14 protein-coding genes and 1 pseudogene are annotated in these 15827 nt (G+C 65.8%); 14 read left to right on the top strand and 1 reads right to left on the bottom strand.

The window, feature by feature from the left end:
• Window positions 1-73: 73 nt before the first annotated feature.
• The 13 genes and pseudogenes from D2N39_RS07480 to pcaF all read left to right on the top strand — a co-directional run bounded on the left by D2N39_RS07480 (window position 74) and on the right by pcaF (window position 13112).
• Window positions 74-844 (top strand): SDR family NAD(P)-dependent oxidoreductase, encoded by a 771-nt coding sequence (locus tag D2N39_RS07480; RefSeq protein WP_199725221.1) that lies wholly within the window; start codon window positions 74-76, stop codon window positions 842-844.
• 10 nt (window positions 845-854) lie between these two features.
• Complete coding sequence (gene badI / locus D2N39_RS07475) at window positions 855-1631, top strand: 2-ketocyclohexanecarboxyl-CoA hydrolase (RefSeq protein WP_119134153.1); 777 nt, start codon at window positions 855-857, stop codon at window positions 1629-1631.
• Window positions 1632-1667: 36 nt separating this feature from the next.
• Window positions 1668-2900, top strand: a pseudogene (locus tag D2N39_RS07470) (ABC transporter substrate-binding protein).
• Window positions 2901-2957: 57 nt separating this feature from the next.
• Window positions 2958-3431 (top strand): branched-chain amino acid ABC transporter permease, encoded by a 474-nt coding sequence (locus D2N39_RS23550; RefSeq protein WP_119134150.1) that lies wholly within the window; start codon window positions 2958-2960, stop codon window positions 3429-3431.
• The gene (locus D2N39_RS23545; RefSeq protein WP_267899569.1) at window positions 3428-3817 is read left to right on the top strand and encodes an ABC transporter permease subunit; all 390 of its coding nucleotides are present in this window, start codon (window positions 3428-3430) and stop codon (window positions 3815-3817) included. Before D2N39_RS23550 ends, D2N39_RS23545 begins: the two co-directional genes overlap by 4 nt.
• Window positions 3814-4779, top strand: coding sequence for a branched-chain amino acid ABC transporter permease (locus D2N39_RS07450; protein WP_119134148.1), 966 nt, complete (start codon window positions 3814-3816; stop codon window positions 4777-4779). The genes D2N39_RS23545 and D2N39_RS07450 overlap by 4 nt, the downstream gene beginning before the upstream one ends.
• Window positions 4779-5525: an ABC transporter ATP-binding protein gene (locus D2N39_RS07445; protein WP_158589788.1), complete on the top strand. Its 747-nt coding sequence runs from the start codon at window positions 4779-4781 to the stop codon at window positions 5523-5525. Before D2N39_RS07450 ends, D2N39_RS07445 begins: the two co-directional genes overlap by 1 nt.
• Window positions 5525-6232 (top strand): ABC transporter ATP-binding protein, encoded by a 708-nt coding sequence (locus tag D2N39_RS07440; RefSeq protein ID WP_119134147.1) that lies wholly within the window; start codon window positions 5525-5527, stop codon window positions 6230-6232. Before D2N39_RS07445 ends, D2N39_RS07440 begins: the two co-directional genes overlap by 1 nt.
• Window positions 6233-6239: 7 nt before the next feature.
• Window positions 6240-7400 (top strand): cyclohexanecarboxyl-CoA dehydrogenase, encoded by a 1161-nt coding sequence (gene aliB / locus D2N39_RS07435; RefSeq protein ID WP_119134146.1) that lies wholly within the window; start codon window positions 6240-6242, stop codon window positions 7398-7400.
• 22 nt (window positions 7401-7422) lie between these two features.
• Window positions 7423-9078, top strand: coding sequence for a cyclohexanecarboxylate-CoA ligase (gene aliA / locus D2N39_RS07430; protein ID WP_119134145.1), 1656 nt, complete (start codon window positions 7423-7425; stop codon window positions 9076-9078).
• Window positions 9075-9845 (top strand): SDR family NAD(P)-dependent oxidoreductase, encoded by a 771-nt coding sequence (locus D2N39_RS07425; RefSeq protein ID WP_119134144.1) that lies wholly within the window; start codon window positions 9075-9077, stop codon window positions 9843-9845. Before aliA ends, D2N39_RS07425 begins: the two co-directional genes overlap by 4 nt.
• A 7-nt stretch (window positions 9846-9852) precedes the next feature.
• A complete protein-coding gene (locus D2N39_RS07420) occupies window positions 9853-11913 on the top strand; it encodes an FAD-dependent oxidoreductase (RefSeq protein ID WP_119134143.1) in 2061 nt (686 codons plus the stop codon).
• Window positions 11910-13112, top strand: coding sequence for a 3-oxoadipyl-CoA thiolase (gene pcaF / locus D2N39_RS07415; RefSeq protein WP_119134142.1), 1203 nt, complete (start codon window positions 11910-11912; stop codon window positions 13110-13112). Before D2N39_RS07420 ends, pcaF begins: the two co-directional genes overlap by 4 nt.
• Window positions 13113-13222: 110 nt before the next feature.
• Here the strand turns inward: pcaF and D2N39_RS07410 are convergent, their stop codons facing one another.
• Window positions 13223-14731 (bottom strand): aldehyde dehydrogenase (NADP(+)), encoded by a 1509-nt coding sequence (locus D2N39_RS07410; protein WP_119134141.1) that lies wholly within the window; start codon window positions 14729-14731, stop codon window positions 13223-13225.
• 247 nt (window positions 14732-14978) lie between these two features.
• Here D2N39_RS07410 and D2N39_RS07405 point away from each other — a divergent pair, with 247 nt between their 5' ends.
• On the top strand, window positions 14979-15785 hold the full coding sequence (locus tag D2N39_RS07405; protein WP_119134140.1) for an ABC transporter substrate-binding protein: 807 nt from the start codon (window positions 14979-14981) through the stop codon (window positions 15783-15785).
• Window positions 15786-15827 lie beyond the last annotated feature (42 nt).

Genomic DNA, 15827 nt, shown 5'->3' with positions numbered 1-15827 from the left:
CGACACGAAAATTGGAAAAACCCAATTTTCGCGGCCGGGAATCTACGGCCTGAAGTAAAGAAAGGAGAGCGCGTTGCGTGGCCTGAATGGGAAAGTAGTTGTCGTAACAGGCGGGGGCGGCGGGATCGGATCGGCCACTTGTCTGCGGTTTGCCGGGGAAGGCGCCCGCGTCATCGTTGCGGACATCAGTGCCGAAGCTGCCGCGAAGGTGGTGGAGGCGATCCGGTCGCAAGGTGGCACGGCCATGGCCATGGTCGCCGACCTGACCAACCATGACACGACGGCCACTGCCGTGGCACAGGTCGAGGCAGACTTCGGCGCCATCGACATTCTGGTCAACAATGCAGGCTGGGATCTGTTCGTGCCCTTCCTGAAGTCGGAGCCGGACTACTGGTCGAAGATCATCGACATCAACCTGCGCGCGGTGCTGAACGTCACCAAGCCGGTGCTGGCCTCGATGGTGGCGCGCGGCGCGGGCGGGCGTGTGGTCTCGATCGGGTCGGATGCGGGGCGCGGCGGTTCGTCAGGGGAAAGTGTCTATTCCGCCTGCAAGGCTGGCGTCATCGCCTTCATGAAGACGCTGGCACGCGAACATTCGCGCCACGGCATCACCTTCAACACCGTCTGCCCCGGCGTGACCGAAACCGGCATGCTGGAGAATTTCATGGAAGCCGCGGGCGACAAGGAAAAGCTGCGCGTGGCTTTCGCCAAGGCGGTGCCGATGGGGCGCCTTGGTCGCCCCGACGACCTGCCCGGCGCGATCCTGTTCCTGGCGAGCGACGACGCCGCCTTCATCACCGGCCAGACGATTTCCGTCTCGGGCGGCCTGACCATGCACGGCTGAAGGAAACCCGATGGACTATACCGACATCCTTTACGAGGTGAAGGCCGGCGTCGCCACCATCACCATCAACCGCCCGGACAAGATGAACGCTTTCCGGGGCCGCACCTGCGAAGAACTGATCCATGCCTTCAACAGGGCGGGCTGGGACAAGAAGATCGGCGTCATCGTGCTGACTGGGGCGGGGTCGAAGGCCTTCTGCACCGGCGGCGACCAATCCGCGCATGAAGGGCAGTATGACGGGCGCGGCACCATCGGCCTGCCGATGGAGGATCTGCATTCCATCATCCGCGATGTGCCGAAGCCGGTGATTGCCAAGGTGCGCGGCTATGCCGTAGGCGGCGGCAATGTGCTGTGCACGATCTGCGATTTCACCATCGCCAGCGAAACCGCGCAATTCGGTCAGGTCGGCCCCAAGGTCGGCTCGGTCGATCCGGGCTTCGGCACCGCCCTCCTTGCCCGCGTGGTGGGCGAGAAGAAGGCGCGCGAGATCTGGTATCTCTGCCGCCGCTACAAGGCGCCCGAGGCGCTGGCCATGGGTCTGGTGAACACCGTGGTGCCCGACGACCAGCTGGATGCCGAGGTGGATCGCTGGTGCGCCGAGATCATGGAGAAATCGCCCACCGCCATCGCCATCGCCAAGCGCAGCTTCAATGTCGATACCGAGCATCAGCGCGGGATCGCCGGTTTGGGCATGTATGCGCTCAGCCTCTACTACGACACCGATGAATCCAGGGAAGGCGGCATCGCCTTCAAGGAGAAGCGCAAGCCGGATTTTCGGAAATTCTAGAATAATCAAAGCCTAAGCATACTCAGGGAGGAGTTCATGCTTGCATCGACGAAAGGCCGCGCCGCGGTCGTGACACTCGCGCTTTCGGCGGCTCTTGCGGGGCAGGCGGTGGCCGAAGGCGGCCCGGTGAAGGTCGGCTTTGCTGCCGACCTGACCGGCGCCTGCGCGGCGCTGGCCGAGGACGGGCTGAACGGCGCCAAAATCGCGGCGGCCGAGATCAACGCCGCCGGCGGCATCCTCGGCCGCCCGGTGGAGCTGATCGTGCGCGACACCCAGACCAAGCCCGACGAAGGCGCCAAGGTCGCGCGTGAGCTGATCTCGGATGAAAAGATCGACGTGCTGACCGGCGTCTGTTCCTCGGCGGTGATGCTGGCGGAAAGCGCGGTCTCGGGCGAGCTGAAGGTGCCGTTCTACGCCGCCATCGGATCGACCCAACGCGCCAATATCGAGCTTTACCAGCCCTATTTCTGGCAGGTGCAGGCCAATGCCACGATGGAGGCCTATGCCGCCGCCGAATATGTCGCGAAAAAGCCGGAGTGGAAGAAGATCTCGGCGCTCGGGTCGGATCACGAATGGGGGCATACCTCGGTCGCGGCCTTCACCGAACGGCTGAAGGCGCTGCGCCCCGATGTGGTCTTTGCCGACCCGATCTATGCCAAGGTCGGCGAAACCGCGATGGCGCCTTACATCACCGCCACGCTGGCGCAGGAACCTGACGCGGTGTTCGCGCCGCTGTTCGGGCCGTCGCTGGGGGCGGTGCTTAAACAGGGGCCGGGCTTCGGCTTCTTCCAGCGCACCAACCTCGTGACGCTGATGACGGTGGATACGCTGCAATCGCAGGGCGCCGCCATGCCGGCGGACCATGTTTACGGCATCTCGCGCGCGCCGTTCTTCGCGCTGTAACAAACCCCGGCGGTGACCGGCTTCATCGAGGCCTATCGCGCCGAATTCAAGGAATACCCGACCGACTGGGCCATCAACGCCTATGACGGGCTGAAGTTCTATGCGGCGGCGGCCGAAAAGGCCGGCTCGGTCGCGCCCGATGCGCTGATGGCGGCGGTGGGCGAGGTCACCTTTGACGGGCTGCGCGAAGCCGGGCTGAAGGTCCGCGCGATGGACGGGCAGATGAATGCGCCGGTCTATGTGGGCAAGGCCGGCAAGGTCGATGGCTATGACTTCCCGATCCTGACCGAGGTCGAGAAATTCGAGGGCGCGCCGCTGATGCCGTCCGAAGATTTCATCCTCAAGGCGCGCGAAGCCGCGAAGTGACCCAGCCGGCGCTGGCCCCTCCGGGCCGGCGCCGCGTTCCCCCCCCCGGAGTTTGCAATGTTCTGGATCCAGCTCGTCAACGGGCTCATGGAAGGCATGACGCTTTTCCTGATCGCCTCGGGCCTGACGCTGATTTTCGGCGTGACCCGCATCATCAACTTCGCGCATGGCTCGCTTTACATGCTGGGCGCGATCCTGACTTACGAGCTGGTGCCGCTGATCGCGCCGGGCACATTGTGGGGGTTTTTCGCCGCTGTCGTGCTGGCGGGTGTGGTCGTCTCGATCCTGGGTGTGGTGTTCGAGATGCTGGCCCTGCGCCGCATCTATGGCGCCGACGGGCTGATGCAGCTGATCGTGACTGTCGCGCTGGTGCTGATCCTGCGCGATACCGTGCGGCTGATCTGGGGGCCGAACAGCCTGAGCGTGCCGATGCCCGACATGCTGATGGGCGCGCTTCAGATCGGCGGCAATTATTCCCGCTGTTCCCGGTTGTCGTGTTCCTTGCGGGGCTGGTGGTGGTCGGCGCGATGATCTGGACCATCTATTTCACCCGCGCCGGGATCCTGTTGCGCGCGGGCACCGATGATCGCGGCATGGTCGCGCTGTGCGGCGTGAATGAAATGCTGATCTTCACCGCGGTCTTTGCCGCCGGCGCCTTTCTGGCCGGGCTGGCCGCGCCCTACGGCGAGGTCAATCACCTGCTGGATACCACGGTCATCGTTTCTGCCTTCATCGTCTGCGTGATCGGGGGGCTTGGCAATCTTTACGGCGCGCTGGCCGGCGCGCTGGTCGTCGGCATCACCAAGGCCATCGGGGTGATGTATTTCCCGCGCCTGTCGATGGTGCTGATCTTCCTCATCATGGCGCTGGTGCTGATCGCGCGTTCGATGGGCCGTCAGGGAGGGTCTGCCCGATGACCGATCCGCGTGCGCTCTGGGCCGCTGTCGCCCGTGCTTCGGTGAACTGGAAGCTGCTTCTGCCGTTGCTGGCGGGGATCGAGGCGGTGAACCGCTTCGCCCCGGCCTCCACCTCGACGCTGCTGACCGAGGTGGCCATCCTCGCGCTGTTTGCTGCCTCGCTGAACCTGCTGATGAGCTTTGGCCACATGGTCAGCTTTGGCCATGCCGCCTATTTCGGCCTTGGCGCCTACGGCTTCACGCTGGCGGTGGTGCGGGCGGGCCTGCCGCCCGAGGCGGCGCTGGTGGTGGGGCCGCTGGTCGCGGCGCTTGGCGGGCTGATCTTCGGGGCGCTTTGCGTGCGGCTGACCGAGATCTATTTTGCCATGCTGACGCTCGCCTGCGCGCAGATCACCTATACCGTGCTGTTCCAGTGGTATGACGTGACCGGCGGCGATACCGGCATCACCGGCTTCATGACCCCGCGTCTGGGCCTGTCCGAGGCGGGCTATGCCAGTGTCGCGCTCTGGACCGTGGCGCTGGCGCTGCTGGCGCTCTGGGCCATCGTGAAATCGCCGCTGGGGTTGATGATCCGCGCCGTCGGGCAGGACCGTGCGCGGGCCGAGGCGCTGGGGCTGGGCGCGCGCAAGGTGCAACTGACCGCCTTTGTCATCGCCTCTTTCTTCGCGGGCATCGCCGGCACGCTTTACGCGGTGCTGCATGGCGCGGTCTTTCCCGATTACGCGGGGCTGGGGCTGACGCTGGATGCGCTCATCATGGTGGTTCTGGGCGGGCTGAACAGCTTTGCCGGCGGGGTCTGGGGCGCGGTGATCTATCAACTGCTGTCCTCCGTCGTGCCGAAGTTCATTCACGAATGGGAACTGGTGCTGGGCTTCGTGCTGCTGGCGATCTGCCTGATGATGCCGCGCGGCTTTGTCGGGCTGCTGCACCGCCTTGGCCTGAACCGGAAAGGGGACAAGTGATGCAAGCCATCCTTTCCGCCCGCCACATCCGCAAAAGCTATGGCGCCTTCGTCGCGCTGCGCGACATCTCGCTGGATATTCCGCGCGGCGAGCGGCACGCGCTGATCGGCCCGAACGGCGCCGGAAAATCCACCTTCATCGCCTGCGTGGCAGGGCAGCTTTCCGGCGTCGAGGGGCAGATGCTGTTCAAGGACGAAAACGTCACCGCCCTCCCCCCCGCCGCCCTCGCCCGACGTGGCATCGGCCGCACCTTCCAGATCAGCCGCGCCTTCCTGCAAATGACCGTTCTGGAAAACATGATGGCGGCACATGTCATCGCCTCGGGGCAATGGGCCAGCCTGTCGCGCCGCATCTATGCCGAACGGTCCGGGCAGGCCTGCGCCATGCTGGAAACCGTGGGTCTGGCGGATCGCGCCCGCGACCGGGTGGCCGACCTTTCGCTGGGCGACCGCAAGCGCCTCGAATTCGGCATGGCGCTGGTGGGCGAGCCGGACCTGCTGCTGCTGGATGAACCCACCGCCGGCATGTCGATCAAGGAACGCCACGCCCTGATGGAGATGGTCGCCGCCCGTGTCGATGCCGAAGGGCGCACGCTGATCTTCGTCGAACATGACATCGACGTGGTGATGAAGATCGCCCAGCGCGTCACCGTCATGGTGCGCGGCGCCGTGCTGGCCGCCGGCACGCCATCCGAGATCAAGGCCAATGACGAGGTTCAGGCCGTCTATCTGGGAGGGGGCCACTGATGCTTGAAATCCGCAACCTGCACGCCGCCTATGGCAAGGCCGAGGTGCTGAACGGCGTGGACATCTCGGCCGCGCCGGGCGAGGTGGTCTGCCTGATCGGCCGCAATGGCGTCGGAAAATCCTCCACCATGAAATCCATCGTGCGCGACCAGATCGCGGTCACCGGCGGCGAGATCCTGTTCGAGGGCAGCCCACTGACCGGCTTGCGCCCGCATGAGGTGATCCGCCGCGGCGTGGGCTATGTGCCCGAGGATCGTCGGGTGTTTGCCTCCCTCAGCGTGCTGGAAAACCTGCGTGTGCCGCGCCCCGTTGCGGCGCAGGACCGCCGCCGCTGGTCGGTGGACGAGGTCTTCGCGCTGTTCCCGCAACTGCACGACTACCGCCACCGCAAGGCCGGCGTGATGAGCGGGGGTGAGCAACAGATGCTGTCCATCGCCCGCGCACTGCTGACCTGCCCGAAGCTCCTGCTGCTGGACGAGCCGCATGAAGGGCTGGCCCCAAAGATCGCCGAGGAGGTGGTGGACGCCATCCTTGCCCTGAAACGCGAGGGCGTGTCGATGATCGTCTCGGAACAGGCGCTGAACACGATCCGCCGCTGCGCCGACCGGGTTCACGTCATCGACCGGGGCGCGACGGTCTGGGCCGGTACCGTGGACGGCTTCTATGCCGACCCGGAGATCACCCGCAAATATCTGATGGTTCAATGAGGACGCCATGTATCCCACGATCTTCGACACCGAGGAATTGAACGCGCTGCGCGATCTGGCGCGCAAATTCGCCACCGAGAAGCTGGCCCCCGGCTATCAGGCGCGCGAACGCGCCGGCGGTTTCGGCGCCGATCTGGTGCGCGAGATGGGCAGCCTCGGCCTGATCGCCCCCGAGTTGCCCGAGGAATTCGGCGGGCTTGGTGCCGGCTCCATCTATTCCGGCGTGATTATCGAGGAAATCGCGCGCGGCGATTTCAACTTCGGCTATATCAATATCCTCGCCTCGCTGAACGGTCAGATCCTCGCCAATTTCGCCAATGATGAAATCAAGCGCGAATGGCTGCCGAAGTTGATCGCGGGCGAGTTGATGATCGCCATCGCCCTGACCGAACCGCGCGGCGGATCAGACGCGGGGAACCTTGGCCTGCGGATGGAGCGGGTGGGCGACCATTACGTCATCAACGGCGAGAAGACCTCGATTTCCGCCGCCGATCAAGCCAAGGGTGCCGTGGTCTTTGCCCGCACCGGTCGCCCCGAGGACAAGGCCAAGGGCATCACCGCCGTCTTCGTGCCGATGGACACGCCCGGCATTTCGACCACGCGCTTCACCGATCTGGGCCAGCACGCCATCGGGCGCGGGTCGATCTTCTTCGACAATGTGCGCGTGCCGGTTGACAACCGCCTGGGTGAAGAGGGCAAGGGCTTTGTCCAGGTGATGCAGGGCTTCGATTTCTCGCGCCCGCTGATCGGGTTGCAATGCCTTGGCACCGCGCGGCAGTCGCTTGACGAGGCCTGGGCCTATATCGGCGAACGCAAGGCTTTCGGCAAACCGCTGGCGGCGTTTCAGGGCATCACCCATCAGCTTGCCGATTTCGACACGCGGGTCGAAGGGGCGCGGCTTCTCAGCCTCAATGCGCTCTGGCTCAAGGATCAGGGCCTGCCACATGTGGCCGAGGCCGCAATGGCGAAATGGTGGCCGCCGCTTCTGTCCTACGAGGCGATCCACGCCTGCCTGTTGATCCATGGTCATGCCGCCTATTCGAACGAACTGCCGTTCGAACAGCGCCTGCGCGATGTGCTCGGGCTCCAGATCGGCGACGGCACCGCGCACATCATGAAGAACATCATCGCCCGCGAGCGGGCCGGCCGGGCCGCCGTGGCGGGCTGAGGCGAACAGGGGAGGAGAGACCATGGAATTCGATGCCGTTCTGATGGAGCCGCGCCGCAAGGCGATGGAGGAAGCGGGCTTCTGGCCGGGCAAGACGCTGCTCGATTACTTCGAGGATTGTCTGGCCCGCCAGCCCGAGGCGCAGGCGCTGACCTCGATTACCGTGGCCGAGGGCGGGCGGCGCGATCTGACCTGGGCGGAAATCGACGCGCTGTCGTGGCGCGCGGCGGCGGGTCTGCATCGGTTGGGTCTGGTGAAGGACGACGTGCTGGCCTGCCAGCTTTCGAATTCGTGGGAGTTCGTCGTGCTTTACATCGCCTGCCGCAAGCTCGGCATCGTGTTCAACCCGGTCATGCCGATCTTCCGCGAGCATGAGCTGCGCTTCATGCTGAAACACGGCGAGGCGCGCGCCTTTGTGGTGCCGAAACTGTTTCGCGGCTTCGACCACGAGACCATGGCCGAGGGCATGCGCCCCGATCTGCCGGACCTGCAACATATCATCGTTGCCGGTGGCAGCGGCGCGAACAGCTTTGACGCGCTGCTGCTTGACCCCGCGCTTGAGGCGAGCGCCGATCTGCACGCGCTGTCCGCGACGGCGCGGGGTGACGCGAACGATGTTTGCCAGCTCATCTACACTTCCGGCACCACGGGCGAGCCGAAGGGGGTGATGCATACCGCGAACACGATGTATTCGAACCTCGTGGCCTATGCCGGGCGGCTGGGTCTCGGGGCCGGGGACATCGTGCTGATGGCCTCGCCCATGGCCCACCAGACCGGCTTCATGTATGGTTTCCTTCTGCCTGTCATGCTTGGCGCCCGCATGGTCCTGATGGATAGCTGGGACAAGGATCTGGCCGCGCGGGTGATCGCCGAGGACCGGGTGACCTTCACCATGGCCTCCACCCCGTTCCTCATGGACCTGTCGAACGCGGTGGCAGAAGGCGGCACCGACAGCCGCTCGCTCCGCATCTTCCTGTGTGCGGGCACCGCGATCCCGGGGCCGCTGGTGGAACGGGCGCAGGCGGTGCTGGGCGCCAAGGTGCTTTCGGCCTGGGGCATGACCGAGAACGGTGCGGTGACCGTGGTCGCGCCTTCCGATCCCGACAGCCGTTCGGTCCAGACCGACGGGTTCGTGCTGCCGGGAATGGAGTTGCAGATCCGCGGCACCGATGGCGCCCCCGTCCCGCCCGGCCACGAGGGTGAGCTTTACGTCCGGGGCTGTTCCAACTTCGTGGGCTATCTGAAACGCCCTCAGTGGAATAACACCGACGCCGAGGGCTGGTTCGACACCGGCGACATCGCCCGGATGGACGAAGCAGGCTATATCCGCATCTGTGGTCGTTCCAAGGATGTCATCATCCGGGGGGCCGAGAATATCCCGGTGGTCGAGGTCGAGGCGCTGCTTTACAAGCACCCCGCCGTGCATCAGGTCGCCATTGTCGCCTATCCCGACGACCGGCTGGGCGAACGTGCCTGCGCCTTCATCGTGCCGAAGCCAGGTCAGACCATCGACTTTGCCGAAATGGCGGCCTTCCTTGGTGCGCAGCGGCTGGCAAAGCAGTATTTCCCCGAACGGCTGGAACTGCGCGACCGGCTGCCCGCCACTGCCTCGGGCAAGATCCAGAAATTCGCGCTGCGCAACGAGCTGAAGGCCGAATACGAGGCGCGGCGGACATGACTGCCGCGCTGCTGACCACCCCGCGCGTCGCCGTGACAGGGGCGGGCGGGCCGATGGGGCTGGCCATCGCGCGGCGTCTGGCGCAAGCGGGCGCACGGGCCATGGCGCTGACCGATATTTCGGGCACGCGGCTTGACGCCAATGCCGCCCTTTTGCGCACCGAATTTCCCGCGCTGGAAATCGTCGCCATGCGCGGTGACGTGACCGGCCAGGTCGAGGCGGGCGCCTTTGCCGAAGCCGCGCTGGCGGCGTTTGGCGGGATCGACGTGCTGGTGAACACGGTGGGCGGGTTACGCTCTGCGCAGCTTTACACGCCGCTGCTGGACATGACCGAGGTGCAATGGCGTGCCACCTTCGACCTTAACCTGATGGGCTGTTTCCACCTGATCCGCGCCTTTGCACCCGGGATGCTGGATCGTGGCGCCGGGCGCATCGTCAATTTCGCCACAATCGTCTTCGGCGGCGAGAAAGGGCAGGCCGATTACGCGGCGGCCAAGGCGGGGGTGGCCTCGCTGACCCGCTCGCTCGCGGCCGAACTCGCGCCCGCGATCACCGTCAACGCGGTGGCGCCGGGGCTGACCCGCACCTCCGTCACCCGCAACATGCCCGAGACCGAGGCCACGCGCCTGACCGCAGGCGCGTGCATCCCGCGCATGGCCGAACCCGAGGAAATCGCAGAGGCGGTCGCCTTCTTCGCCTCGGAACCCGCCCGGTTCGTCACGGGCGAGATCATGGCCGTCTCGGGTGGCCTTCATCCGCATCTCTGAGGTCTGAATGTCCGATCCGGTCTTTTGTGTCATCGAGGGCGACATCGCCCGTATCACCATCGACAACCCGCCGGTGAATGTGACGTCACAAGCTGTGCGTGCAGGGCTGATGGCGGCGCTGGACACCGCCGAAACGGCCGGGGTGGCGCGGGTCGCGCTGACAGGCGCGGGGCGCGCCTTCGTCGCCGGGGCCGATGCGAAGGAATTCGACCGGCCGCCGATGCCGCCGCATCTGCCCGATGTGGTCGCGCGGATCGAGGGCTTTCCGGTGCCGGTGGTGGCCGCGATCAACGGCGCGGCGCTGGGGGGCGGGCTGGAGCTGGCGCTGGCCTGTGCCGCCCGCATCGCAGCGCCCACCGCCACACTGGGCCTGCCCGAAGTTACCTTGGGTGTGGTGCCCGGCGCCGGGGGCACACAACGCCTGCCCCGGCTGATCGGGCTTGCCCCCGCGCTGGCGCTGATCGCCGAGGGCCGGGTGATCAGCGCGGCCGAGGCGCTGCGGCTGGGCCTTGTCGATGGGATAGTCGACGACCCGGTTGTCGTCGCCGCGACCTGCGCGCTGCCGGATCGCCCCGCAACAGGATCACGGCCCATGCCCGTCGATGATCCGGCCGCACTCGACAAGGCGCGCAAGCTTGCCGCGCGACGCCTGCCGGGGCAAACTGCCCCTGTTGCAGCCATCGACCTTGTCGCCGCTGCCGCCCGCCTGCCGCTGGCCGAAGGGTTGGCGCAGGAACGCGCAACCTTCCTTGCGCTGAAGACATCGGATCAGGCGGCGGCGCTGCGCCATCTGTTCTTCGCCGAACGCGCGGCCGCCGCGCTGGGGCGCAAAGGCGGCGATCTGCTCGACAGCGCCGTGGTGGTCGGTGGCGGCACCATGGGCGCCGCTATCGCCTATGCGCTGGCGGGTGTCGGTGTTTCGGTCGCGCTGGTCGAAACCGATGCCGCCGGGGCGGACCGCGCGCGCTCGAACGTCGCGCGGCTTTATGCCGAGGCGGTGGTGCGCGGCAAAACGACCGCCATACAGGCCGAGGCCACGCAGGCCGCGCGCCATACCTTTCATGTTGGCTATGACGCGCTGCCGCCCGCGCAGATCGCTATCGAGGCGGTGTTCGAGGATCTGGCCGTCAAGCGGCAGGTCTTTGCCGCGCTGGATGCGGCCCTGCCGGAAACCACAATCCTTGCCACCAACACATCCTATCTGGACCCTGACCGTATCGCCGAAGGGCTGCGCGCGCCGGGCCGGTTTCTGGGGCTGCATTTCTTCAGCCCTGCGCATCTGATGAAGCTGGTCGAGGTGATCCGCGCCCGCGATACATCCGCCGAAACGCTGTCCACCGTGCTGCACCTTGCCGCGCGGCTTGGCAAGATCCCGGTGCGGGCCGGAGTCTGCGACGGTTTTATCGGCAACCGCATCCTGACCCGCTATCGCCAGACCTGCGACGTCATGCTGATCGAGGGTGCGTTGCCCGCGCAGATCGACGCGGCGATGCGCGGCTTCGGCATGGCGATGGGGCCATACGAGGTGCAGGATCTGTCGGGTCTCGACATCGCCTACGCCAATCGCAAGCGGCTGGGCTGGGCTCGGAAACCCGGCTTCCGCTACATCCCCATCGCCGACAGGATCGTCGAGGAAACCGGCCGCCTTGGTCGCAAGACCGGCGCGGGTTGGTATGATTACGAGGATGGAAAACCCGTCTCTTCCAGCCGGATCAACCAGCTTGTCGCCGCCGAAAGCGCGCGGGCCGGGCTGTTGCGGCGGCTGTTTTCCGACGAGGAAATCATCACCCGCGCCACAACTTCGATGATCGAGGAAGGCGCGCGACTGCTGGAAGAAGGCATTGCCGATACCCCGGCAGATATCGACCTTGTGATGGTGCATGGCTACGGCTTTCCGCGCTGGCGCGGCGGTCCGATGCATTATGCCGAAAGGCTGGGGCTGGCCGGTATCCTTGGTCGCATCGACAGTTTCGCCGCCGCTGATCCGCTGTCATGGGGCGTGCCCGCACTTCTGCGCAAGGCAACCACAACCGGCCGCAGCCTGACCGACCTCACGAGGAAACCATGACCGACGCTTTCATCTGCGACTACATCCGCACCCCTATCGGCCGCTATGGCGGTGCCCTTGCAACGGTGCGGACCGATGATCTGGCGGCAATCCCGCTGGCGGCGCTGCTGGCGCGCAATCCTGCCCTTGATCCGTCGGCCGTCGAAGAGGTCTGGATGGGCTGCGCCAATCAGGCAGGCGAGGATAACCGCAATGTCGCGCGCATGGCGCTGCTGCTGGCGGGCCTGCCGCAGACCGTGCCGGGTGTCACCGTGAACCGGCTTTGCGGTTCGGGGCTGGAGGCGGTGGCCGCCGCCGCGCGGGCCGTGCGGGCGGGCGATGTGCAGCTGGCCATCGCAGCAGGGGTTGAAAGCATGACCCGCGCGCCTTTCGTGATGCCGAAATCCGCAACCGCATGGGGCCGCGCGGCCGAAGTGTATGACACGACGATCGGCTGGCGCTTCGTGAACCCAAAGATGAAGGCGCAGTACGGCACCGAGTCCATGCCAGAGACCGCGCAGAACCTTGCCGACGATTATGCCATTTCCCGCGCCGATCAGGATGCCTTTGCGCTGCGTTCGCAACAACTGGCGGCGGCGGCACAGGCCAAAGGGCGCTTTGCGGCGGAGATCCTGCCCGTTACGGTTTCCCTCGGGCGAGGAAGGACCATCGCGGTGGCACAGGACGAACATCCGCGCGCAACAACACTGGAGGACCTGGCAAAACTGCGCCCGATCACCCGGCCGGATGGTTCGGTCACCGCAGGAAATGCCAGCGGTGTGAACGACGGGGCGGCGGCGCTGATCATTGCCTCGGCCGAGTCAGCCCGCCGTTACGGGCTGACCCCGGTCGCCCGGATTGTCGGAGCGGCCTCAGCCGGGGTTGCCCCGCGTGTCATGGGCTATGGGCCGGTGCCCGCGGTGCAAAAGCTGCTTGGGCTTGCCGGGATCACGATTGATGCGCTCGGCCCCATTGAACTGAACGAGGCTTTCGCCGCACAGGCCCTTGCGGTGCTGCAAGGGCTTGGGCTTTCTGCTGACGACCCGCGCGTCAATCCCAACGGCGGCGCCATTGCGCTTGGCCACCCGCTCGGCATGTCAGGCACACGGATTGCAGGATCCGCCGCGCTGGATCTTGCAAAAGGCGATGCACGTTATGCACTGGCAACCATGTGCATCGGCGTCGGTCAAGGCGCGGCCCTGCTGCTGGAAAAGGTCTGACCGACGGAACCCGGCCCCCAAACTTCATGGCCCCTCAAAGCCAGAAGTTGACAGGACAGGCGAGGGCGGCGGCGTGAACGCAGCTCGACTTATATAAAGTGATCCGCCGATCAGGCGACCGGGAGCAGGCTTTCAGGGATGTTTTGATAGCAGACCGGCCGCAGGAAACGGCGGATCGACAGCGTCCCGACCGAGGTTGCCCCGAAATTCGTTGACGCGGGATAAGGGCCGCCGTGAACCATGCTGTCGCAGACCTCGACCCCGGTGGGGAACCCGTTGGCGAGGACGCGTCCGGCCTTGCGTTCCAGGACCGGCAACAGATCGCGGGCCAAGGGCACGTCGTCGTCATCCATGTGCAGCGTCGCCGTCAACTGACCCTGGAAGCTTTCAGCCACCTGCACCATCTCTGCCGCATCGCGCACCGTGACCACCAGACCCAGCGGTCCGAACACCTCGTCCGACAGTGCATGGTTGCCCAGCCAGTCAGACGCGGCGACGCGGTACAGGAAGGGTTTCACCGCCCGGCGGTCACACATGGAGGTCAGCAGTTCCTGCACCCCGGCCTGACGCGCCATCGTCGCAGCGCCACTTTCATAGGCGGCGGCAATGCCTTCGGTCAGCATCACCTGCGCGCCGGTTTCGGCCAGCGCGGCGCGGGCCGCCTCGACCAAAGCATCCGCTTCCGTCCCGTCGATGACGACGGCAATACCCGGATTGGTGCAGAACTGTCCGGCCCCCATGGTCAGCGAGGCCGCCCAACCCCGGCCAATCTCGCCCCCGCGACGGGCCACCGCCTCGGGTAGCAGGAACATCGGGTTCACCGAACCCAGTTCCCCAAAGAACGGAATTGGTTCAGGGCGTTGCGCGCAGAGGTCGAACAGCGCCCGCCCCCCGGCCAGCGAGCCGGTGAAGCCCACCGCCTTGATCAGCGGATGCTGCACAAGCGCCTGCCCCACATCGCGCCGCCCTCCCTGCACCAGCGAGAAGACGCCCGCAGGCATGCCGCAGCGGAGGATGGCGGCGTGGATCGCTTGTGCGACGATCTCGCCGGTGCCGGGATGGGCACCATGCCCCTTGACCACCACCGGACAGCCCGCCGCCAGCGCCGCCGCCGTATCCCCCCCCGCGGTCGAGAAGGCCAGCGGGAAGTTCGAGGCGCCGAACACCGCGACCGGGCCGATGGGACGCTGCATCATGCGCAGATCGGGGCGCGGCAGCGGCTGGCGGTCTGGCAGGTCGGGATCGTGGCGCAGGTCCAGATATTCGCCCGCGCGGATATGCTGCGCGAAAAGGCGCAGCTGGCCCGTGGTGCGGCCGCGCTCGCCGTTCAGGCGCGCCTCGGGCAGGCCGGTTTCCTGCGCACCGATAACGGTGATCGCCTCGGCGCGGGCCTCGATCTCCTCGGCGATGGAATCCAGAAAATCAGCCCGTGCCGCGCGCGACACCTGCGCATAGATGCGAAACGCCTGTTCCGCGGCCTGCACGGCCTGATCCACCAGCGCCGGTGTGCCGACGGAAAATTCATGCGCCGGACCATGGGCAGGCTCCGTCAGGAAGGTGTGTTCGCTCCCGATCCATGCGCCTGCGATCAGGTGTTTGCCACTGGGTGCGAAAGTCATGGGAGGCCCCTTCTGCATGTGTCGACAGCCGGTTTTTCCAGCCGCACGGCGTTTCATTGACGCAACCCGCCCGAGCCGGGCGCTTCCGGCGGCTGCATATAACGGCGCAAAACCAGCGCGTTAGATCGTGGATGCGGCATAGCAGGAATTTTCCATCTGCACCACAGTTTTTCATAAAAGAAAAATTCTTGCTATAAAAAATAAATCCAGTCATGTTCGCGCAAGAATCAACAGAGAGGAACAACAAATGAAAAAGCTGACCCTGACCGCCGTCCTGCTGGCGGCGACCGGCCTTGCGGGCATGGCCCATGCCGACAAGCTGGACGACATCATCGCTTCAGGCACGCTGCGCTGTGCGGTCGTGCTGGACTTCCCGCCGATGGGGATGCGCGATGCCAACAACGCGCCGGAGGGCTTTGACGTCGATTACTGCAACGATCTGGCAAAGGCGCTTGGCGTCACCGCAGAGATCGTCGAAACCCCCTTCCCCGAGCGCATTCCGGCGCTGATGTCGGGGCGCGTGGATGTCGGCGTCGCCTCGACCTCGGACACGCTGGAACGGGCCAAGACCGTCGGCTTTTCCATCCCCTATTTCGCCTTTGAAATGGCCGTGACCTCGAACGACGCGGCGGGCATCAAATCCTATGACGACATGAAGGGCCACACGGTCGGCGCCGTCGCTGGCACCTACGAGGCCATCGCGCTGGAGCAGCAGGTCACCGCCTGGGGCGAAGGCGAGTTCCGCCCCTACCAGACGCAGGCCGATGTGTTCCTCGCGCTCAGCCAGGGACAACTGGATGCCACCGTTTCCACCTCGACCGTGGCCATGGCCAATGTCAAAACCGGCAACTTTCCGGGTATTTCGGTGGTCGGCAAGGCGCCCTTCGACACCGATTATGTCGCGCTGTTCACCAACCGCGATGAATACGGCCTGATCAACTATCTGAACCTGTTCGTGAACCAGCAGATCCGCACCGGCCGGTATGCGGAACTGTATGAAAAATGGGTTGGTGGCGCGCTGCCCGCGCTGACCGTGCCGAACGCCTATCGCTGACCGGATGCCGGAACGGCAGGCGGCGCGGGTCGTCCGCACCGC

It is taken from the genome of Gemmobacter lutimaris (assembly GCF_003570715.1).
GTDB classification, from domain to species: domain Bacteria; phylum Pseudomonadota; class Alphaproteobacteria; order Rhodobacterales; family Rhodobacteraceae; genus Gemmobacter; species Gemmobacter lutimaris.
This window is presented reverse-complemented; position numbering and strand designations above follow the sequence as displayed.